The organism is Micromonospora aurantiaca ATCC 27029 (assembly GCF_000145235.1).
Lineage (GTDB): Bacteria > Actinomycetota > Actinomycetes > Mycobacteriales > Micromonosporaceae > Micromonospora > Micromonospora aurantiaca.
This window is the reverse complement of the sequence record NC_014391.1, coordinates 3,567,606-3,587,450: the sequence shown is the minus strand read 5'-3', so window position 1 is coordinate 3,587,450 and position 19,845 is coordinate 3,567,606. Positions and strand designations below refer to the sequence as shown.

Genomic DNA, 19,845 nt, shown 5'->3' with positions numbered 1-19,845 from the left:
GGGCCTGATCAGGCGGCGTCGATGGACTAGGCTGCCCCGACGTGACCGACGACGCCGCCCCCACCTGCCTGGCCCGCCCCCTGCCGGGGCCCGGCGACGACCGGGCCGCCGGCTGCGCCGCCGCCCGCGGCGTCGACGGCCGGCCGCTGCACGCCGCCGCGCTCAAGTTCTTCTGGGGGCCGATGGACTGCGGCAAGTCCACCATGGCGTTGCAGATGAACCACAACCACGCCCGGCAGGGCCGCCGCGGCCTGGTCACCACCCGCATCGACCGCTCGCTGGGCCCGCAGGTCACCACCCGCATCGGCCTGGCCCACGAGGCCGTCGAGGTCACCGACGACCTCGACCTGCGCGTCCTGGTCCGCGACGCGTGGGCCGAGGGGGTACGCGTGGACTACCTGATCTGCGACGAGGCCTCGTTCTACAACCTCGAACACATCGAGCAGATGGCCGAGCTGGTCGACCGGTTCGACGTCGACGTCTACGCCTTCGGCCTGGCGACCGACTTCCGCTCCTGCCTGTTCCCCGCGGCGCAGCGGCTGTTCGAACTGGCCGACGAGGTGGCCCGCATCCAGGTCGAGGTGCTGTGCTGGTGCGGCCGGGAAGGGCTGCTCAACGCCCGCGTGGTCGGCGGCCGGGTGGTCCGCGAGGGCGCGCAGGTCGTCATCGGCGACACCGTGGACACCGCCGACGTGCGCTATCAGGTGCTGTGCCGGCGCCACTACCGCTCCGGGGACCTCGGCCCGCGCGGCTGAGCGTCAGAACGGGTCTCCGCACACCCGCCAGCCGCCGCCCTCCGGCACCACAGGCAGCTCCCGCTCCTCGCTGCCGCCGCCGTCCCGGTTGATCCGCACGAGCACCGTGCCGCGCGGCCGGCCCGATCGGGTCGCCACCGACACGTCGACGATCTCGTAGCCGCTGACCTGCGGAGGCGTCCGAACCCAACTGCCGAAGCCCGACTTGCTCCACCTGCCCCGGGCCTCGGCGCACAGCCGCTCGTACGCCGCGTCGGTGTCACCGGCCGCGACGTCGCGGAAGAACCCGTCGGCGGTCTCCCGCACCGGCCCGTCGGCCTGGAACACCACCTGCGCGTTCCACGCCGCCAGCCCGGCCACCCCGATCAGGCAGGTGCCCACGCCGAGACCGGCGATCAGCACGCCCGCGCGTAGCGGGCGGCGACGCCGGGCCGTGTGGTGCCACTCCCGCTGCCTGCCCATCACTGTCGACGGTAGGCAACCGGACGGTGACGCGCAGCCGGTTGCGACGCGCGCTCGTACCGGACAGCAAACGGCGGGCATCGGCGGCAGACTGTCCGCATGACAGCTCATGCCGACATCGCCATGATCAGTATCGACAGCTCCGACCCGGCCGCGCACGCCGCCTTCTACGCCAAGGCGCTGGGATGGGAGATAACCCACAGCGAGGCCGAGTACGCCATGATCGTCAAGGACGGCCCGGCGATCGGGTTCGGCCTGGTGCCCGGCTACACGCCGCCGGCGTGGCCGGACGAGAGCGGCGACAAGCGTTACCACCTGGACCTCTACGTCGACGACGTGGCGGTCGCGGAGAAGGACCTGGTGGCGGCCGGCGCGACCCGGCCCGAGTTCCAGCCCGGCGGCGAGCGGTGGACCGTGCTGCTCGACCCGATCGGGCAGCCGTTCTGCCTCTGCCCCCGCCCCCAGGGCTGACCGGTCGGCGCAGCGGGCCGCAGTGCTCCGCGGCCCGCTGCGCGGCTGGTGGCGATCAGCCGCGGCGGCGGGCCCGCGCCGCCCAGATCGCGTACGCCGGATCTCGGTCCAGGTTGTGCCGGTCCCGGTCGTAGCGGCGGGTGGTACGCGGATCGGCGTGCCCCATCGCGTCCTGCACGTCCTCCAGCGGCACCCCCTCGGAGCGGGCCGTGGTGGCGAACGCGTGACGCAGCGAGTGCGGCGACAACTTCGCCCACGCGGCGATCCCGGCCCGCTGCGCGAGGCGGCGCACCAGCCGGAACACGGCGTGCCGGTCCAACCGGCCGCCGGTGGCGGTGACCAGCAGCGGACCGGTCAGCTCCGGCACCGTGACACCCTGCGCGGCGGCCCGTACGGCCAGGTAGGCGTCGACCGCGTACGCGGTGCCCGGGGTGAGCGCGCGCCGGCGTACCTTGCCGCCCTTGCCGACGAAGCGGATGCTGCGGTGACCGCGTTCCGTGCCCAGGTCGGACACGTCCAGCGCGACCAGTTCCCCCACCCGCAGCCCCAGGTCGGCAAGCAGCGCGACGGCGGCCCGGTTGCGGGCGGCGGCCGGGCCGGTGTCGGCCTCGGCGGCGGCGATCAGCGCGTCGACCTCGTCGGGGGTCAGGCCGACGGTGGCGGAGTGGTCCCGGTCGACGCGCGGCCGGTCCGCCGCCGACACCGGGTTGGCGGGCACCGCGCCCAGCTTGACCAGGAAGTCGTACCAGCTCGACAGCGCGGACAGCCGCCGCGCGACGGTGGCCGGGGTGAGCGGACGGCCGGCGCGGCCGCGGGGTGTGGACTCCAGTTCCCGGCCGTAGGTGTTGACGTCGAGGAAGGTGGCCCGCAGCGGGTCGACTGCCTGTTCGGCGCACCAGGTCAGCCATCCGGTGACGTCGCGGCGGTACGCGTCGCGGGTGTGCTCGGACAGCCGCCGGTTGCGCAGCCACGCCTCGGTGACGTCGGCCGGACCGGCGGGCAGGGCGGCGGGGCGGGCGCGGGGCAGCACCTCGGGGCGAAGCATGTGAGAAAGGTTCTCAGCCGGCGGGGTGTTTGGCGACGGGGCGCGCTGACCGCCGGTACGCCGAAGGGGGTCGGCCGGCGCTCCGGCCTCCCCCGCTTCGGGCGTGACGTGCTCAGGCGGTGGTGAGCTGACGGTGGCCGTTGCTCTCGGCGGGCGTGCTCACAGTGATCCGGCGCGGCTTGGCGCGCTCGGCGATCGGGATGCGCAGCGTCAGCACGCCGTTGTCGTAGCCGGCCTCCAGCCGGTCGGTGTCGAGCGTGTCGCCCAGGAACAGCTGCCGGGTGAACGTGCCCATCGGACGCTCGGCAGCGACCAGCTCCACGTTCTCGCCGGTGGGACGGCGGCGCTCGGCGCGGACGGTCAGCACGTTGCGCTCGACGGTGCAGTCGATGCTGTCCGGGTCCACGCCGGGCAGGTCGAACGCCGCGTAGAAGTGGTCACCGTCGCGGTACGCGTCGAGGTGCATCACGGCGGGCCGGGCGGTGGTGCCGAAGAACTGCTCGGCGATCCGGTCGATCTCGCGGAACGGGTCGGTACGCATCAACATGACTCTTGCCTCCTCGGTTCTCCTGACCCAAGGTCTCAAGTTGAGTCCGGGTGACTCAAGTTCCTGGTTCTGTTTTAGCGCGCCTGCGCCGCGTCGTCAACTCGTCCCGCGAGCGCCTTCTCGAACCAGTGCTGCGCGTACGGGCCGCTGGTGAACGCGGGGATCTCCCGGTAGCCGTGCCGGGCGTACAGGGCACGCGCCTCGACCAGGTCGGAGCGGGTGTCCAGCCGGATCCGCGTCGCCCCGCCGCCGGTCGCGTACGCCTCGATCGCGGCGATCAGCGCCGCCCCGCCCCCGGCGCCCCGGTGCTCCGGGCGCACGTACACCCGGGTCAGCTCGGCCCAGTCCGGCTGCCACCTCAGCCCGGCGCACCCGGCGAGCCGCCCCTCGTGGCGGGCGAGCACCAGCAGCCCGGTGGGAGGGGCCAGGTCGTCGCTCGGGTCCTCGGCCAGCGCGGCGTCCACCTCGCCGGGCCGCTCCGGACGGCCGTACCAGCGGCGCACCATCTCCGCCATGTACTCGCGCAGCATCAGCGCCGCGTCCGGCCCGTCCGGGCGCACGACCTGCGTGCTCCAGCCCGTCACGGGCCGGTCCGCCAGTAGACGCCCTGCTCGCGGGTGAGCAGCATGTCGTCGATCAGGTAGCGGCGCAGCGTCACGTGGTCCGCGTCGCCGCCCTCGCACCAGCGGCGCAGCGCGTCGTCCACCTCCCGTTCCGGGTAGCGCCGCCCGGGTTCGAAGGTGCGTTCGGTGATGTGCTCCAGCAGCACGCGGCGGCGCCCCCGCTGCGCGGGCAGCCGGGTCAGCGCGCCGTCGCGCAGGAACGTGCGCAGGATCGTCTCGCGCGGGTTCGCGGCCGGCGCCGCCGGGGATGCCGCACCGGCCCGCGCGAACTCGCGCAGCCGCCCGGCGTCGACCCGCAGCCCGTCCCCGTCGTCGGTGAGCACCCCGGCGTCGGTGAGACGGCGGACGGCCACTGCGGCGTCGCGGGCGGGCAGGCCGGTACGGGCCACCACGGCCGGCACGTCCCGGGCGCCGAGCACGATCGCGGCGAACACGGTCCGGCGGCGCTCGTCGGCGAGCGCCCCGGCGAGGGCTTGAGCGGTCATGGCGGGCAGCCTGTCAGCAACCCGCCGGATCCGGCGAGGCGTTTTCCGGCCGCCGCTCCCCGGGTCGCCACGGCGGACGGCGGCCCGGCCGGTCCCCGACACCGACCGGCGCGACCGGTGCGTCCCGGCAGGTCAGGCCGCGAAGTCCACCTCGGCGGCCTCGACGGTGCCGGCGGTGCGCCCCGGAGCGGTCTGGAAACTCCAGTAGAGGTTGGTGTGGGCGATCACCTGCGCGGGCGGCGGCGCGCCGTAGGCGGACAGGTCCTCGGTGGTGTGCGCGTCGGCGACGAGCGTGGCGTCGTAGCCACGGGTGAACGCCCCGTGCAGCGTCGACCTGATGCACGCGTCGGTCTGCGCGCCGGTCACGACCAGCCGGCCCACCCCGGCGGCGGCGAGCACCGGCTCCAGGTCGGTGTCCTCGAAGGAGTCGCCGTACGCCTTGTGCACCAGCGGCTCGTCGTCGCGGCGCGACAGCTCCGGCACGATCCGCCACTGCTCACTGTCGGGCGGCAGGTCGTCGCTGCGGTGCTGCACCCACACCACCGGGACGGCGGCGTCGCGGGCCCGGTCGACCAGACCGGCGATGGTGGCGACCACGCGGTCACGGTCGTGGGCGCCGCCCACCACACCGTTCTGCACGTCGACGACGAGCAACGCGGTGTGCGGACGGCCGGTGAGCGTGGTCATGGCGACTCCTCGGGTGGTGACGGTCCCGGTCAACCTAGCCCCGGCCCCCGACACTCCCGGGCCGCGCTCACAGCCGCCGGTGCATCACGTGCAGCCCGACCCGTCCCCGCTCCGGGTGCGCGAACGCCTCCGGCACGGTGCCGATCACCGTGAAGCCGAGCCGCCGGTACAGTTCCACCGCCGCCGTGTTGGTCTCCACCACGGCGTTGAACTGCATCGCGGCGAAACCCTGCCGCCGGGCCCAGTCCAGGGCCTCCTCGCACAGCGCCCGGCCCACACCCCGGCCGCGGGCGTCCGCCGCGACCATGAAACTCGCCGTCGCCACGTGCGACCCCGGCCCGGGCCGGTTCGGGCCCATCTTCGCGGTGCCGCGCACCGCGCCGTCGCGGTCCACCGCGACCGAGGTACGCCCCGGCGGGCGCTCCACCCACACCTCGCGCACCGTCTCCGGCGGCCACCGCGGGTCGTACGGGAACGTGTCGGCGGCGGTGATGACGTCGGCGAGGATCGGCCGGACCTGGGCCCAGTCGGCGTCGGTGTAGTCACGAATCAGCATCGGCGCGCACGCTAGCCGCCGCCCCGGCCGTCCGGCCACCGGTTTCCGTCCACCCGGCCGAGGGCGGCGGGGCATCGGCGGACCACCCGCCGGGGCCATCATGGACGGGTGGCCGAATCAGTCGCCGACATCGATCGGAGCGAGGCCGCCGCACCCGGTGGCCCGCCGCCCGCCGGTCCGCGTACCGCCGCGCCCCTGGTGGTGGGCGCGGCCCTCACCGCCGTGCTGCTGTCGCTGGCCGGCCGCTACGGCTACCACCGCGACGAGCTGTACTTCCTGCTGTGCGGCCGGCACCTCGACTGGGGCTACGTCGACCAGGGGCCTCTCGTGCCGGCGCTGGCGCGGCTGGCCGACACGATCGCGCCGGGCAACCTGGTGGTGCTGCGTACCCCGTCGGCGTTCATCGGCGGCGCGGCGGTGGTCCTGGTCGCCTCGATCGCCCGGCAGTTCGGCGCCGGCCGCGTCGCCCAGACGGCCGCGGCGGTGCTCGCCGCCGCCTCGGGCATCGTGCTGGCCGGCGGCCACCTGCTCAGCACCACGAGCGTCGACCTGCTGGTGTGGCTGGCCGCCGCGCTGTGCGTGGTGCGGATGCTGCGCACCGGCGACACCCGGTGGGCGCTCGGCGCCGGGCTCGCGCTCGGCGTCGGCCTGCTCAACAAGCCGCTGCCCGCGCTGCTCGGCGTGGGCCTGGTCGCCGGTCTGCTGATCGCCGGGCCGCGCCGGCTGCTGCGGGACCGGTGGGTGCTCGCCGGCGCGGGAATCGCCGCGCTGCTCGCCGTGCCGTACGCGGTGTGGCAGGCCGCGCACGGCTTCCCGCAGCTCGACGTCGCCGCGTCGATCGCCGAGGGCGACAGCTCCTACAGCGGCCGGATCGACGCGGTGGTGCTCCAGTTCCTGATCATCAGCCCGTTCGCGGTCCCGGTGTGGGTAGCCGGGCTGGTGGCGCTGCTGCGCCGGCCGTCCTGGGCGGCGTACCGGTCGCTGGCCTGGGCGTGGCTGGTGGTGGTCGCGATCGTGGTGGTGGCCGGTGGCAAGGGCTACTACGACGCGCCGCTGCTGCTGGTGCTCACCGCCGCCGGGGTGGTGCCGGTCGTCGCGTGGGCGCGGCGGGGCGCGGCCCGGGGCCGGCAGGCGCTGCTGGTCACAGCCGCCGTGCTGATGGCGGCGAGCAGCGCGGTGCTGCTGCTGCCGACGCTGCCGGCCGACCGGCTGCCCGGGTTCGTGGTCGCTGTCAACTACGACGCGGGCGAGACCATCGGCTGGCCCGAGTTCGCCGACTCGGTGGCCGCCGTGCACCGCGCGCTGCCGCCGGCCGAGCGCGACCGGGCCGTGGTGCTGACCGGTAACTACGGCGAGGCCGGGGCGCTGGCCCGGTACGGTCCGGCCCGGGGCCTGCCCCGCGCGTACTCCGGGCACAACAGCATGGCCACGTTCGGCCGGCCGCCCGACGACGCCGACGTGGTGATCGTCGTCGGCTGGTCCCGGCCGGAGCCGCTGCGTGCCTGGTTCACCGAGGTCACCGAGGTGGGCCGGGTCGACCAGCGGGCCGACGTCGACAACGACGAGAACGGCGAGCCGATCTTCCTCGCCCGGGGCCTGCGGCGTCCGTGGTCACAGATCTGGGACACCGAGGTACGCCACGGCTCCTGAGATACTTGCCGCCATGCTCTGGGGAGTCAGCGGGCCGATCTTCCTCCTCGACTACCTCGGCGCGGTCGCCGTGGCAGTCGTGATCGCCGTGGCGGTACGCGAACTGACCGGCCGCCGTACCCGCGGTGCGACACCCGACCGGGTCGAGCTGGCGTACCTGACCGACCGGGCGCTGCTGGCCTGTCAGGTCGGGGTGGCCGCGCTGCGCCGCGCGGGCGGGGTCGACGTCGGCGAACTCGCCACCCTGCACGCGCAGGGGCCGCCCCCGGCCGGTTCGCCCGCGCTGGTGCGCGCCCTGCACACCGCGCTGCGCCGCCCGCAGACCTGGGCGGCGGTGCTCGCCGATCCCGCAGTGGGCCGGGCGCTGCGCCGTACGGTCGGGCGGCTGGTCCGCGACGGCTGGCTGCTCACCCCCGGGCAGCGGCGGCGGATCGCGCTGGGCACGGTGCCGCTGTTCGCGGTCGCCGCGGTCGGACTGACCCGGCTGGTGGACAGCGCGGTCGAGGGGCGCTCGGCGGGCGGTCCGGCCTCGGTCGCCGGGCTGCTGCTGTGCTGCCTGGCCACCGCGCTGGGTGGCTGGTGGCTGACCGAGGTGCCGGAGACCGGCGCCGCCGCCCGCCGGTTGCTGCGGCGGCTGCGCCGCGAGCACGCCGACCTGGACCCGGAGCGCCGCCCGGTCTGGCAGGGCCGGGACACCGACACGCTGCTGACCGGGATGGCCCTGTTCGGCCCCCGGCCGCTGCTCGCCGTGGACCCGGCGTTCGCCGTACAGGTGGGCGTCGACCCGGAACGGGACCGTCCGCGCCCCGACCGCAAACCCGCCCGCCGCTGACCAGACCTCTCATTTCGGGTCGATCATGAGGTTGACGGCGTTCCGCGTCCGGTTTGCCCGGCACAACTTCATGATCGACGGAGGGCAGGCAGGCCGGGGCGCCGACCGGGTTTCCTTGTCTTGAGCGCCGGGAAGGCTCGGGCATGGCCGAGACATTCGTGAGCGAAGACCTGAAGACACTGCAGGCGATTGCGCGCGGGGCCGGGATACAGGAGGTCGACCGCCTGTCGCCGGACCAACTGGTCGAGGCGCTGCGCCGCGCCGGGGTGACCGACGGCACGCAGGACCAGTGGCCGCCCCAGCCGATCGAGGACCCGGCCCACCTGGCCGGGCTGCCCCGCAGCTCGCTGAAGCAGGGCGACGAGAGCACCGGCGGCCGGGCCGCCGAGGAGTCGATCGGCGCCATGCCCGGCGAGTCCGGCACGGAGATCAACGACCGCACCGAACGCTGACCGTACGCGAGGAAGGGCCGCCCCCGGTGTTCCCGGGGGCGGCCCTTCACGCTCGACCGGACGCGGTCAGTGCATGCCGGCGGCGGCAGCCGCCTCCTCGCGGGCCCGGCGCTCGTCGCCGCTGAGCGTGTTCAGCGGCTTCTCCTTGATGAACAGCACGACGATCAGGGCGAGCAGCGCGAACGGCGCGCCGATGAGGAACATCTCCGACGTGGCGATGCCGTAGACGTCCTGCACGATCCGCAGCACCGGCTCCGGCAGGGCGGACAGGTCCGGCACCTCGGCCGAACCGCCGCCGGCCGCGATCGGCCCCAGCCGCTCCACGGTCAGCGAGGTCACCCGGTTCGCCAGGACCGCGCCGAGCGCGCTGACGCCGACCGCGCCGCCCATGCTGCGGAAGAACGTCAGCACCGAGGTGGCCGCGCCGAGTTCGGCGGCCGGTACGTCGTTCTGCGCGGCCAGCACCAGGTTCTGCAGGAGCATGCCCACGCCGACACCCAGCACCGCCATGTACACCGACAGCACCGGCACGCTGGTGTTCGCGTCGATGGTGCTCAGCAGCAGCATGCCGACCGTCATCACCGCGGCGCCGGCGACCAGGAACATCTTCCAGCGGCCGTACTTGGTGATCAGCTGACCCGCCACCGTCGAGGAGACCAGCAGGCCGAGAACCATCGGCAGGCTCATCAGGCCGGCCGCGGTCGGCGACTTGCCCAGCGAGGTCTGGAAGTACTGCGACAGGAACACGGTGCCGCCGAACATCGCCACGCCCACGAGGATGCTCGCGATCGTGGTGAGACTGACGGTGCGGTTGCGGAAGATGCCGAGCGGGATGATCGGCTCCTCGGTGCGGGACTCGACGAACACGGCGAGCGCGAGCAGCGCCAGCCCGCCGCCGACCAGCAGCGCGGTCCAGCCGGACGCCCAGTCGAACTTGTTGCCCGCCAGCGACGACCAGATCAGCAGCGTGGACACGCCCGAGGTGATCAGGAGGGCGCCGAGCCAGTCGATGCGGACCTTGCGGCGCACCACCGGCAGGTGCAGCGTCTTCTGCAGCAGGGCGATGGACAGCAGGCTGAACGGCACCCCGATCAGGAAGCACCAGCGCCAGCCGAGCCAGGACGTGTCGACCAGGACACCGCCGATCAGCGGACCGGCGATGGTGCCGACACCGAACACGGCGCCGAAGATGCCGGCGTACCGGCCCAGCTCACGCGGCGGGATCATGGCCGCCATGACGATCGTGGCGAGCGCTGTCATGCCGCCCGCGCCGATGCCCTGGATGACCCGGCTGAGCAGCAGCACCTCGACGTTCGGGGTGAACCCGGCGACGAGCGAACCGGCCACGAACAGGCCGAGGGACATCTGGATGAGCAGCTTCTTGCTGTAGAGGTCGGCCATCTTGCCCCACAGCGGCACCGTCGCGGTCATCGCGAGAAGCTCGCTGGTGACGATCCAGGTGTAGACGGTCTGGCTGCCGTCGAGGTCGGCGATGATCCGGGGCAGCGCGTTCGCCACCACCGTCGAGGCGAGGATCGCCACGAACATGCCGACCATCAGGCCGGACAACGCCTGGAGGACCTCCCGGCGTGACATCCGCGTACCCGTCTCTGCGGGCGGAACAGTGGCGGTGGTCATCGAACTCCTTGTCGTGTGCACGGGCGAGCGGCCGCGCGACGGCGGCGGCCGGTAGGAACGGCTCAGGCCGAGGCGTACGGATCGGGCAGGCCGGCGGCGACGGCGGCGAACGCCTCGGCGGTCAGTTCGCGCAGCGTCGTCGTGTCGGGTCGCTCGACCCACTGCATGAGGGCCGTGCGGAAGACCGCGCCGGCGACAGTGGTGACGAGCGTCGGGTGGCCGTGGCACGGGTCGACGCCCAGCCGGGCGGCCACCGCCGCGACGATCACCTGCTCGGTCTCGGCGTTGCCGCTGATCAGCCGCGGAAGAAGCGACGGGTTCGCCGCGATCACCCGCAGGCGCAGCAGCCACACCTCGCGGTCGGCCTCGACGGCCTCGACCACGTCGTCGAAGGCCAGCCGCAGCGCGTCGAACGCGGACAGCTCCGGCGGGGCGTCGACGATGCGGGCGGCAAGCACCTCGCGGTCGGTCGGCTGGTCGCCGAGCAGCGCCTCGTCCTTGCTGGGGAAGTAGTTGAAGAAGGTGCGGGCCGACACGTCGGCGGCCTCGCTGATCTCCTCCACCGTCACCTGGTCCAGGCCGCGTTCGGCGACCAGGCGCAGCGCGGCGGCGCTGAGGGCGGCGCGGGTCTGGCGCTTCTTGCGGTCACGCAGGCCGGGGCGGCTCTGATCCGGGGTCACGCGACGACACTACGAGCGATCTTGCAGACAGTGCAAACTTTTAGTGAGTGAAGTGACGGGCGCCGCACCGCACCGGCGCCGGAAAACGGGTTGAGAGCGGTTCCGGACGTCCCGTACGTTTCCCGCACTCCTGTCGCAGCGAAGAAGGACGACTCCGCGTGACCCCTCCTGCTCTCTAGAACCTGACACGTTCCCCACGCCTGTAGCCGGCCGTTGCGCGCCGGCTCCCCGGGCTGCCCTCGCGCGCCCGGCCACAGCGTCCGAGGCCGCGCGTGATCGGCCTCGCGTCAGGTCTTCAGAGATCAGGTCTCCATGTCATCCCAACCGCATATCGTGCTGCCCTGGGTCGTACGCCGGACCCGCCTTCCGCTGCTGTCGCTGCGCTGCGCCGTCTGCCGGGCGGAGTCGGCCACCGCCGCCAAGGGCCGGTTCCGCGTCAACGCCAACGGCAAGCTGCTGGACGTGTGGCTGCTCGTCCGGTGCGTGTCCTGCGACCGCACCGTCAAGCTCACCGTCCGGGAGCGGGCGACCGTCAGCTCGTTCGATCCCGCCGAGCTGCACGGCCACCACGTCAACGATCCCGCCCTGGTGGCGGCCACACTGCTGGATCCGGCGTTCGCCCGGCGCTGCCGCTTCACCCTGGACTGGACGGACGCGTGGACGCTGGACGCGCCCACGGTGCCGCTGGACCGGTGGCCGGTCCAGGTGGACGTCACCTTCGATGATCCGGTGCCGGTACGCCCGGACCGGCTCATCGCTCGCCGGTTCGGCCTCACCCGGTCCGAGGTGCTGCGCCGGGTCAAGTGCGACATCCCGCTGAAGCGTCCGACGAGCACCGCCTTCACCTTCACCGTGCTGGCGGAGGACTGACCGGGGCGTGGTCGCGGCGGCACCCGGCCGCCGCGACCACGCATCACCCGCCGCTCGCCGTGGCGAGTTCGGCCTCGATCAGATCGGCGGCCCGGTCGGCGCCGCCGGCGGCGCGGGCCTGCCGCTTCAGCTCGGCACTACGCGCCACCACGGCGGGGTCCGCGGTGAGGGCGAGCAGCGTCTCGCGCAGCTCCGCGGCGGTGACGGTGGCCGAGTCGACGACCCGGGCGACGCCGAGGGATGCCAGCTGCTCGGCGTTCGCGAACTGGTCGGCCGCCTGCGGTACGGCGATCATCGGCGTCCCGCAGTAGAGACCTTCGCTGCTGCCGCCCATGCCGGCATGGGTGACGAAGGCATCCGCCTGCTCCAGTACGGCCAGCTGCGGCACCCACCGGTGCACCTCGACGCTGTCCGGAACGGGGCCGAGCTCGGCGGGATCGACGTGCTTGCCGATCTGGAGAACCGTGTGCCAGCCGGGCAGGTCACCGAACGCGGCGACGCAGCGGCGGTAGAACTCGGGCTGCCGGGTGAAGGCGGAGCCGAGCGAGACGAGCAGCACCTTGTCTGCGCGCTCCGGTCGTACCCAGGAGCCCTGGTCGGAGCGGTCGCCCAGGACCGGGCCGACGAAGCTGTAGACCGACCGGTCCACGCGGTCGGCGTTCGGCTGGAGCGCCTCCGGCGGCAGGACGAGGCTGCGCACCGGCCGCCCCTGGAACGCCATGCTGTCGGTGACCGACGAACCCTCAGCGGTCAGCCACGCCGTGAACCGCTGGTAGTAGTCGGCGCCGCGCGGATCTGCCCGCATCGCCTCCACGGCGGGCGCCATCTCCTGCTCGTAGCCGTCCCAGGCGACGAACGTCGAGGACAGCTGGACGGCCGGAATCCCCCACTGCTCGCCGAGTAGCCGCGCCGGCGCGCCGGCGATGTCGTAGAGGAACAGGTCCGGCCGGTCGTCGGCGTAGGCGGTCCGTAGCTGCGGCAGCATGGCGACGGCGTCGTCGAGGAAGAGCGTGAGCTGTGCGATCGGGTCGTCGATGCCGGCGCCGCCGTCGGCGGGCAGCGTCGAGGCGTACGGCTTCAGCTCCGCGCCGGTGGCCCGGACGACCTCGGCGAAGGCGGGATCGTTGGCGTAGGTGACCCGGTGGCCGCGCCGCACGAGGGTACTGATGATCTCCAGGCTCGGGTTGACGTGGCCGTGGAACGGAATGCTGACCATGGCGATGTGCGGCAAGTGATCTCCTGATCTCCACTGAGACGAGACGTCCCGTCTCGCTTGCCACAGAAAAGCACGAGGTGACCGCGCCCGTCAAGACGGTACGTCTCGTCTCGCTGTAGGCTGTCGCTGTGACTCCGCAGCCCACCCGCCGCAACGAGCAGTCCCGCCGCGCGATCCTCGCCGCCGCGCTGGAGCTGCTGGCCGAGACCGGCTATCCGGCCCTGACCGTCGAGGCGATCGCCGCCCGTGCCGGAGTCGGCAAGCAGACCATCTACCGCTGGTGGCGCGGCAAGGGCGCGGTCATCCTGGACGCGCTCGCCGACGACATGCCGGAGGTCATCGCCCTGCCCGACACCGGTGACCTGCGGGCCGATCTGCGTGAGGTGCTCCGGGCCACTGTCGCCGAGTTCGCCGATCCGCGGCTGTCCGCGACCACCCGTGCCGTCACCATCGAGACTCTCGCCGACGAGGAGCTGGCCGACCAGGCGCGCGACCGGCTGCTCCGCCCCCAGCTGAACGCCGTCCGCGTACGCCTGGAGGCCGCCCGCGAGGCCGGCCAGGTACGCCCCGACGCTCCCCTGGACCAGGTGGTGGAGCTGCTGTTCGGCCCGCTCTACCACCGCTGGCTGCTGCGCAACGGCCCACTGACCGACGACTACGCCGACGGCATCGTCGACCTGGTCGTCGCCGCCGTCACCCCGTCAACGAGCACCCGCGGCTAGCCAGTCGTCGAAGCTGGTCGGCGCGATGCGTACGCCGTCGCCCGGCAGCAGCACGTTGCCGGACATCGAGGTGCCGAACACGCCCGACCACGTCGGAACAAGCCGGATCCGGCGGCCCCGCGCCTCGTGGGTGCGCCGGGCCATGTCGACGAGATCCTCCGTCGCGGGTCCGGCGATGTCTGCGTGGTGTCCCTGCGGTTCGCCGACGGCGACCTCGGCGAGGATGTCGGCGACGTCCCGGGGTGCGATCGGCTGCACCAGCAGCGGTGCGACGGTGGCGACGCCGTCGCGTTCGGTCCAGCCGGTGACCATGGCGGCGAAGTCGTGGAACTGGGTGGCCGGGACGATCGTCCACGGCACCGGCCCGCCTGCGACCAGTCGCTCCTGTTCCCGCTTGCCCGCGTAGTGGGCGTTGTCGTCGACCCGGTGGATGCCGACGATCGACAGCAGCACGTGGTGCCGTACGCCGGCGCGCCGCTCGGCCGCCAGCAGGTTGCGCGTGAGGCCGCCGAGGTACGCCACCGTCTCGGAGCGATCGCCTGCCGCCACGTTCGTCGTGTCGACGACCGCCTCCACGCCGGCGAGCGCCTCGTCCAGCCCGGTGCCCGTCGTCAGATCCACGCCCAGAGAGCGGCTGATGCGCACGACGTCGTGGCCCTGCCGCTCCAACGCGGCGACGGTCAGTGCCCCGATCCGGCCCGTCGCTCCCGCAACCGCGATCCGCATCGCCATCGGCCTCCTCTCGGATGCGTCCGCCTCACCGTAGTCGGCGAGACGGGCCGAGGCGCTCCCGCATCGCGTGCGCGCACATAACTGTCATTATGGTGCACCACCTATTCGTCCTTTTTGACCGTTCGTATTAGGCAATTGGTGTTACCGGTAATCCGGCAATTAGCGTCGGCGAAGCCCTCGGCGAGCCGGACGGTGGCAGCTCCCGCACTGCTCGACAATCCACGTGTGACGAAGACTTCCCTCGCGCGACAGATGGCCGGCTTGCCTCCCGCGCTGCACTACTACGTGGTGTACGACGGTGTCGGCGTGCCGGAAGGGCTGTTGGTCGAGGAGTTCCTGCTCGCGGCGGACCACTCCTCCGCCGGGCTGGTGAGCGGTGGCTGGACTCGTTCCGAGGGCCGCTGGCACGAGGCGTCGGCCACCAGCCGGCGCCTACGCGTGGACGCCGCGTTGCGCAAGCGGGTGACGCCCGTCGGCCGGTCCGCGGCGGCGGCGCTCTATCGGGACCTCTGCGGTGAGGATCTGCCGGACGAAGGCGCGCTGCGGGAGTGCTTCGGCACCCCTCCGGCTCCGCCGCCGTCCCCCTTGCGGTTGAACGACTCCGGGCCCCGGCCAGGGTTCCGCGAGACGCGCGTCTACCGGATCCTGTTCGCCGGCGAGTTGAGCCCGGACGGTCTCGCGGCACTCAGCGAGGCCTGGCAGATGCCGATCACCGGCGACCCGGCGGATCCCGAGACGCGCATCCTGGGCGCGGTACGCCGTCAGGTCTCCGGCGACGCCTTCCGCTGGGATCTGCGCCGGGTCGCCGCAGGTGCCGCCTGGGCACTGGACGTGACCTGCGACCTTCTCGGGGAACGCGACGAAGCGGCCGGTGTGCTGCTGCACGGTCTGACGACGCAGGTGCGCCGGCAGGGGATGGTTCCCGTCACGGTCGACCGGTTCCGCTGACGCCCCGCCGGTGAGCACAACGGCCGCGCGCCCTACCTCGCGAACGGCCTGATCACCTCGAAGGGCTCGGGGAACCGCACGGGGATCCGGGTCTCCTCACTCTTACGGTCGAGGAACGCCTTCGTCACGGCGAACCTGTCGAAGATTGCCGGCAGCGGGCGCAGCCTGCGGTCCAGCGACACGAAGAAGTTGTCCCAGTGGATCGGCACGATGAGGCCGGGCCGCGTCGCTTCCACCACGTGCCGCCAGTAGTCGCTCTGGAACCGCTGCGGCTGAACCCCCAGGGCGCCGATCGCGAGGTAGAGGACGTCGACGTCGAGTCCGTCGAACTTGCCCGGCACGAAGTTGGCACTCGGATGGATCAGCAGTGAGCCGCCGGGGTGGGTGATGAGGAAGGACAAGCACCCGCCGTCGCGGTAACTGCTCGCCCGTACCGGCGGGACCAGCGGCTCCTCGATCGTGCCCGGAAACCTGTTGTCCGGGCTGTGGACGCCGGCGAGCACGCGCACGGTGAACGCGCCGATCCTGTGCTCGTCGCCGTCCGCGATGCACGTCATCGACTCCTCGGCGAGACCCGCGCCGCGTCCCATGTTGAGAGTCGACGCGGAGCCGAACAGCCGTCCCCCGAGATGCTTGACGACCTCGGGGGCATCCATGGCGTGGTCGTAGTGGGAGTGGGAGACGAAGAGGGCGTCGAGAAGGGTGACGCCGGCTCGGGAGAGAGCGCGGGTGATCCGCCCGAGGTCGGGGGCGACGCGGCCCAGTGCGACGCGGAGCAGTGAGGGCCTGCTCAGGAAGCCGTCGATCAGGATGCCGGACGTCCCGTCGGACAGGTAGACGGTCGTGGTGCCGAAGAAGACGGCTTCGACAGACGCCCCGCTGGAGCCCATGCGCAGATGGTAGTGCGCCCATGGGCTCCAGCGGCGGTACCGCGGAGGCGGAGGATCAGCGCGCCGAACTCGCCGGGGAGTCGGCGCCGTCGAGCGCCCCGGCGCCCCGGGTGCTGCGCAGGCTCCACCCGATCGACACCGCGATCGTCACCACGATCACGCCGAGGGTGACCGGGATGGGCAGCTTGCCGACCGGCGTCTCCGAGAGGATCAACTTGACGCCCGCGAAGGCGAGCAGGACGGCCAGGCCGTAGTGCAGGTGCACGAAGCGGCGCAGCAGCCCCGCGAGGCAGAAGTAGAGGCTGCGCAGGCCGAGGATGGCGAAGGCGTTGGCGGTCCAGACGATGAACGTGCTGGTGGTGATGGCCAGGATCGCGGCGACACTGTCGACGGCGAAGATCAGATCGGTGGCCTCGACCGCGATCAGGACCACGAACAGCAGAGTCGCCACCCGCTTGCCGTCGACCCGGGTGAAGAACCTGTCGCGGTGATAGGCCGGGTCGGTCGGCATGACCTTGCGGACCAGCCGGACGACGGGGTTGCGGTCCGGCGGGGTCTGCTCGTCGTGGCGGAACGCCATCTTGTATCCGGTGTAGACGAGGAACGCGCCGAACACGTACGCGGTCCAGAAGAACGTCTCGAGCAGCTCGGCGCCGACGAAGATGAAGACCAGCCGGAAGACCAGGGCGCCGATGACACCCCAGAACAGCACCTTGTGCTGGAACGCGGCCGGCACGGCGAAGTAGGTGAAGATCAGCGCGAAGACGAAGACGTTGTCGATCGACAGCGCCTTCTCGATCAGGTAGCCGGCGTAGTAGGTGCCGGCCACGTCACCGCCCTGCCAGGCCCAGAGGACGACACCGAAGAGCAGGCCGGCGGCGATCCAGATGCCGGACCAGACCGCTGCCTCACGGAAGCCGATGACGTGGTTGTCGCGGTGCAGGAACAGATCGACGGCGAGCATCGCCGCGATCGCCAGCATCAGTACGGCCCAGATCCACCAGGACACGGACATGACGAAGGGGACCTTTCGCCCGGGGCCGGCACACCCGAGGTGTTCCGGCGCTGCTGGACGAAGGTCTCCCCGGGCCACCCGTAGCGGTGGCTGCACCGCCGGGATCCGGATGGGCCGGGCCCGTACTGACGGCGGTGCGTGGATCGTCGGGTACTCCCCCTCGAACTACGATTGATTATTCACGAAGCACAGTTCGTGCGTCAAGGGGGAGCCGGCCGTCGATAGGGTGACCGGATGGACGAAGACGTACGACGCCGGCACTCGTCGTCGTTCGGCGCGGCGGCCACCGCGTACGCCGAACACCGCCCGGACTATGCGCACGCCGCCCTGCGATGGGCCCTCGAACCCGCGCCCGGCGTGCGGGTGCTCGACCTCGGCGCGGGCACCGGCAAGCTCACCGCCACCCTGGCCGAGGTGAGCGACGACGTCACGGCCGTGGAGCCGGACCCGGCGATGCTCGCCGAACTCCGCCGCACACTGCCGGACGTACGTGCGCTCGCCGGCAGCGCCGAGGCGATCCCCCTGCCGGACTCCTCCGTCGACGCCGTCGTTGCCGGCAACGCCATGCACTGGTTCGACATGGCCGTGGCCGGGCCGGAGATCGCCCGGGTCCTCGCGCCCGGCGGAGTCCTGGCCGGACTGTGGAACGTCGTGGACGACCGGGTCGACTGGGTCGCCGGGCTCGCGGCGGTCAGCGGAAGCGCCGCCATCGGCCCCCGGGACACGCCCGCGAGCTGGCGCGCCGCGACGGCGACCATGCACCTGCCGAAGACGGGCGAGGCCCGGTTCGGCTCGCCCGAGCAGGCGGAGTTCCCGCACGGGCAGCGCCGTACCGCCGACTCGCTCGTGGCGACGCTCGCCACCCGGGCCGGGATGCTGGTCATGCCGGAACGGGAACGTACGGAGACGCTCGACCGCATCCGCGCCTACCTGGCGAGCCGGCCGGAGACGGCCGACGGGGAGTTCACGCTCCCGATGCTCACCTGCGTACTGCGGGTGTGGCGCAGGTGAACGGCGCGGATGTCCGGTCCGCCGCCGCCGCGATGACCGCCGTGCTGCGGCCCGCCGTCGACCGCGACTGGACGGTACGCGCGCGCGACCTGGACTGGTCCTGCTGGACCACCGCGGCGCACGTCGCGCACGACCTGGCCGCGTACGCCGGTCAGGTGTCCGGCCGGCCCGACGGTGGCTACCTCCCGTTCGACCTGCGGGTACGCGCCGACGCCGCGCCCGCCGAGGTGCTCACTGTCGCGGCGGCCGCGGCCGGGATGCTCGCCGCCACCATCGACGCGGCGAGCCCGGGCGACCGGGCGTGGCACTTCGGCCCCTGCGATCCGGGCGGGTTCGCCGCGATGGGCGTGGCCGAGATCCTGCTGCACACGCACGACCTGACCCGAGGGCTCGGCCTGGACTGGTCGCCACCCGCCGAGTCGTGTGCCCGGGTGGTGCGCCGGTTGTTCCCCGACGCGCCGGGCGGCGACCCGGTGCCGGTGCTGCTGTGGCTGACCGGCCGCGCGCCGCTCGGCGACCGGCCGCGGCGTACCGCGTGGACCTGGCAGGCGGCGCTTCCCTGAGCGCTCTCAGCGACGCCACCAGCGCCAGCGACGGCGCGGGCGGGCCGAGGCGGCACGCTGCGGCTCCGGTGCCGTGACGCCCGGCGCGGCGCGTTCCCGATCGGCGCGCCAGCGGCGCACCGCCTCGTCGACGTTCACCGGGCGGACCACCACGCGTGGCCCGGTCGGGGTACGCAGCCAGGCCACCACCTCGGTGTTGAGCGCCGCCACGTACGACCGGACGGCCTCCTCGGTGGGCAGGTCGCGCAGCTCGGCCGGGAGCTGTTCGATGCGGCGGCGCAACTGGAGCGGGGTGGGCAGCAGCAGGTCGGACGGGATCTGCTCGCGCTCCATGAAGCTGCGGATCCACCAGCCCTCGTCGTAGGGCATGTCACGCCCCGGGATGGGCTTGCCGGCGCCCGGCAGGTTGTCGAACTCGCCGCGCTCCTGGGCCGAGCGGATCTGCGCCTCGACCGCGGCCTCCCAGTCTGTCGTCACCGCCGTCACCTCCCGTACCCACGGTATCCGCCGCCGTCCGACAAGGGTCAGCGTCGCGCGGGGCCGGGCTGTTCCCGGGCGCCGGGCAGGACTGCGGCGTAGCGTGCCCCCGGGGAAAGGGGTGGCGGCGTGCGCGACTGGCTCATCGGACTCGCGGTGGCGGCGGCCTGCCTGATTGTGAGCTGGGCGGTCCTGGTACTGCTGGCCCGGCGCCTGCCGCCGGGGATCCTGCGCGATCTGGCCGCGTTCGTGCCCGACTGCGTGACAGCGGTACGACGGCTTCGCCGCGATCCGCGGGTGCCCCGCCGTGCCCGCGTCGCGATCGTGGTCGCCGGAATCTGGGTGGCCAGCCCGATCGACCTGATCCCGGAGTTCCTGCCGGTGATCGGCCCGCTGGACGACATCGTGGTGGTGGCGCTCGCGTTGCGCTACGCCGCCCGGCAGGTGCCCCGGCAGGTGCTGCTCGACGCGTGGCCGGGCGAGCCGCGGCTGCTGCTGCGCCTGCTCGGCCCGTGAGA

25 protein-coding genes are annotated in these 19,845 nt (G+C 73.0%); 11 read left to right on the top strand and 14 right to left on the bottom strand.

Features of this window, described 5'->3' with window-relative positions:
* The first annotated feature begins 68 nt into the window (after positions 1–68).
* A complete protein-coding gene (locus MICAU_RS15795; RefSeq protein WP_369830071.1) occupies positions 69–755 on the top strand; it encodes a thymidine kinase in 687 nt (228 codons plus the stop codon).
* Positions 756–758: 3 nt separating this feature from the next.
* On the opposite strand, the gene MICAU_RS15790 is transcribed toward MICAU_RS15795, so the two are convergent.
* Positions 759–1,217 carry an Rv0361 family membrane protein gene (locus MICAU_RS15790; RefSeq protein WP_013286328.1) on the bottom strand — a complete coding sequence of 153 codons (459 nt, stop codon included), beginning with the start codon at positions 1,215–1,217 and terminating at the stop codon, positions 759–761.
* A 99-nt stretch (positions 1,218–1,316) separates the two neighbouring features.
* Between MICAU_RS15790 and MICAU_RS15785 the strand changes: the two genes are divergently transcribed.
* The gene (locus tag MICAU_RS15785) at positions 1,317–1,688 is read left to right on the top strand and encodes a VOC family protein (protein ID WP_013286327.1); all 372 of its coding nucleotides are present in this window, start codon (positions 1,317–1,319) and stop codon (positions 1,686–1,688) included.
* A gap of 55 nt (positions 1,689–1,743) precedes the next feature.
* On the opposite strand, the gene MICAU_RS15780 is transcribed toward MICAU_RS15785, so the two are convergent.
* The 6 genes from MICAU_RS15780 to MICAU_RS15755 form a co-directional block, all read right to left on the bottom strand.
* Entirely contained in the window at positions 1,744–2,733 is a 990-nt protein-coding gene (locus MICAU_RS15780) for a tyrosine-type recombinase/integrase (protein WP_013286326.1), read from the bottom strand.
* A gap of 112 nt (positions 2,734–2,845) precedes the next feature.
* Positions 2,846–3,280: an Hsp20/alpha crystallin family protein gene (locus MICAU_RS15775; protein WP_013286325.1), complete on the bottom strand. Its 435-nt coding sequence runs from the start codon at positions 3,278–3,280 to the stop codon at positions 2,846–2,848.
* A 74-nt stretch (positions 3,281–3,354) separates the two neighbouring features.
* A complete protein-coding gene (locus MICAU_RS15770) occupies positions 3,355–3,864 on the bottom strand; it encodes a GNAT family N-acetyltransferase (RefSeq protein WP_240322369.1) in 510 nt (169 codons plus the stop codon).
* On the bottom strand, positions 3,861–4,388 hold the full coding sequence (locus tag MICAU_RS15765) for a DUF2087 domain-containing protein (protein WP_013286323.1): 528 nt from the start codon (positions 4,386–4,388) through the stop codon (positions 3,861–3,863). Before MICAU_RS15765 ends, MICAU_RS15770 begins: the two co-directional genes overlap by 4 nt.
* Positions 4,389–4,520: 132 nt before the next feature.
* A complete protein-coding gene (locus MICAU_RS15760; protein ID WP_013286322.1) occupies positions 4,521–5,075 on the bottom strand; it encodes an isochorismatase family protein in 555 nt (184 codons plus the stop codon).
* Between the two features lie 67 nt (positions 5,076–5,142).
* The gene (locus tag MICAU_RS15755; RefSeq protein ID WP_013286321.1) at positions 5,143–5,631 is read right to left on the bottom strand and encodes a GNAT family N-acetyltransferase; all 489 of its coding nucleotides are present in this window, start codon (positions 5,629–5,631) and stop codon (positions 5,143–5,145) included.
* Positions 5,632–5,739: 108 nt separating this feature from the next.
* Here MICAU_RS15755 and MICAU_RS15750 point away from each other — a divergent pair, with 108 nt between their 5' ends.
* The 3 genes from MICAU_RS15750 (at position 5,740) to MICAU_RS15740 (ending at position 8,565) form a co-directional block, all read left to right on the top strand.
* Complete coding sequence (locus tag MICAU_RS15750) at positions 5,740–7,281, top strand: ArnT family glycosyltransferase (protein WP_013286320.1); 1,542 nt, start codon at positions 5,740–5,742, stop codon at positions 7,279–7,281.
* A 13-nt stretch (positions 7,282–7,294) separates the two neighbouring features.
* Entirely contained in the window at positions 7,295–8,113 is an 819-nt protein-coding gene (locus MICAU_RS15745) for a TIGR04222 domain-containing membrane protein (RefSeq protein ID WP_013286319.1), read from the top strand.
* A 143-nt stretch (positions 8,114–8,256) separates the two neighbouring features.
* Positions 8,257–8,565 (top strand): hypothetical protein, encoded by a 309-nt coding sequence (locus tag MICAU_RS15740; protein WP_013286318.1) that lies wholly within the window; start codon positions 8,257–8,259, stop codon positions 8,563–8,565.
* Positions 8,566–8,631: 66 nt separating this feature from the next.
* Here the strand turns inward: MICAU_RS15740 and MICAU_RS15735 are convergent, their stop codons facing one another.
* Entirely contained in the window at positions 8,632–10,203 is a 1,572-nt protein-coding gene (locus MICAU_RS15735; protein WP_013286317.1) for an MDR family MFS transporter, read from the bottom strand.
* Between the two features lie 62 nt (positions 10,204–10,265).
* The gene (locus MICAU_RS15730) at positions 10,266–10,883 is read right to left on the bottom strand and encodes an acyl-CoA-like ligand-binding transcription factor (protein ID WP_013286316.1); all 618 of its coding nucleotides are present in this window, start codon (positions 10,881–10,883) and stop codon (positions 10,266–10,268) included.
* A 333-nt stretch (positions 10,884–11,216) separates the two neighbouring features.
* Here MICAU_RS15730 and MICAU_RS15725 point away from each other — a divergent pair, with 333 nt between their 5' ends.
* Entirely contained in the window at positions 11,217–11,753 is a 537-nt protein-coding gene (locus MICAU_RS15725; protein WP_244879607.1) for a DUF1062 domain-containing protein, read from the top strand.
* Between the two features lie 43 nt (positions 11,754–11,796).
* Here the strand turns inward: MICAU_RS15725 and MICAU_RS15720 are convergent, their stop codons facing one another.
* Positions 11,797–12,969: a macrolide family glycosyltransferase gene (locus MICAU_RS15720; RefSeq protein ID WP_420063441.1), complete on the bottom strand. Its 1,173-nt coding sequence runs from the start codon at positions 12,967–12,969 to the stop codon at positions 11,797–11,799.
* 128 nt (positions 12,970–13,097) lie between these two features.
* Here MICAU_RS15720 and MICAU_RS15715 point away from each other — a divergent pair, with 128 nt between their 5' ends.
* A complete protein-coding gene (locus MICAU_RS15715; RefSeq protein WP_013286313.1) occupies positions 13,098–13,691 on the top strand; it encodes a TetR/AcrR family transcriptional regulator in 594 nt (197 codons plus the stop codon).
* Here the strand turns inward: MICAU_RS15715 and MICAU_RS15710 are convergent.
* Complete coding sequence (locus MICAU_RS15710) at positions 13,671–14,417, bottom strand: SDR family oxidoreductase (protein WP_013286312.1); 747 nt, start codon at positions 14,415–14,417, stop codon at positions 13,671–13,673. The two genes, MICAU_RS15715 and MICAU_RS15710, sit on opposite strands and share 21 nt — an antisense overlap.
* Before the next feature lie 231 nt (positions 14,418–14,648).
* Between MICAU_RS15710 and MICAU_RS15705 the strand changes: the two genes are divergently transcribed.
* Positions 14,649–15,371, top strand: coding sequence for a hypothetical protein (locus MICAU_RS15705; RefSeq protein WP_235437659.1), 723 nt, complete (start codon positions 14,649–14,651; stop codon positions 15,369–15,371).
* Between the two features lie 32 nt (positions 15,372–15,403).
* On the opposite strand, the gene MICAU_RS15700 is transcribed toward MICAU_RS15705, so the two are convergent.
* Together MICAU_RS15700 and MICAU_RS15695 are read right to left on the bottom strand one after the other, a co-directional pair.
* Positions 15,404–16,261 carry an MBL fold metallo-hydrolase gene (locus MICAU_RS15700; RefSeq protein WP_013286310.1) on the bottom strand — a complete coding sequence of 286 codons (858 nt, stop codon included), beginning with the start codon at positions 16,259–16,261 and terminating at the stop codon, positions 15,404–15,406.
* Positions 16,262–16,316: 55 nt separating this feature from the next.
* On the bottom strand, positions 16,317–17,276 hold the full coding sequence (locus MICAU_RS15695; protein ID WP_013286309.1) for a TerC family protein: 960 nt from the start codon (positions 17,274–17,276) through the stop codon (positions 16,317–16,319).
* 234 nt (positions 17,277–17,510) lie between these two features.
* Between MICAU_RS15695 and MICAU_RS15690 the strand changes: the two genes are divergently transcribed.
* Positions 17,511–18,287, top strand: coding sequence for a class I SAM-dependent methyltransferase (locus MICAU_RS15690; RefSeq protein WP_013286308.1), 777 nt, complete (start codon positions 17,511–17,513; stop codon positions 18,285–18,287).
* Positions 18,284–18,850, top strand: a complete 567-nt coding sequence (locus MICAU_RS15685; protein WP_013286307.1) for a maleylpyruvate isomerase N-terminal domain-containing protein — start codon at positions 18,284–18,286, stop codon at positions 18,848–18,850. The genes MICAU_RS15690 and MICAU_RS15685 overlap by 4 nt, the downstream gene beginning before the upstream one ends.
* Positions 18,851–18,856: 6 nt before the next feature.
* Here the strand turns inward: MICAU_RS15685 and MICAU_RS15680 are convergent, their stop codons facing one another.
* Entirely contained in the window at positions 18,857–19,327 is a 471-nt protein-coding gene (locus tag MICAU_RS15680; RefSeq protein WP_013286306.1) for a DnaJ family domain-containing protein, read from the bottom strand.
* A gap of 129 nt (positions 19,328–19,456) precedes the next feature.
* Between MICAU_RS15680 and MICAU_RS15675 the strand changes: the two genes are divergently transcribed.
* Positions 19,457–19,843 (top strand): YkvA family protein, encoded by a 387-nt coding sequence (locus MICAU_RS15675; protein WP_013286305.1) that lies wholly within the window; start codon positions 19,457–19,459, stop codon positions 19,841–19,843.
* Positions 19,844–19,845: the final 2 nt, after the last annotated feature.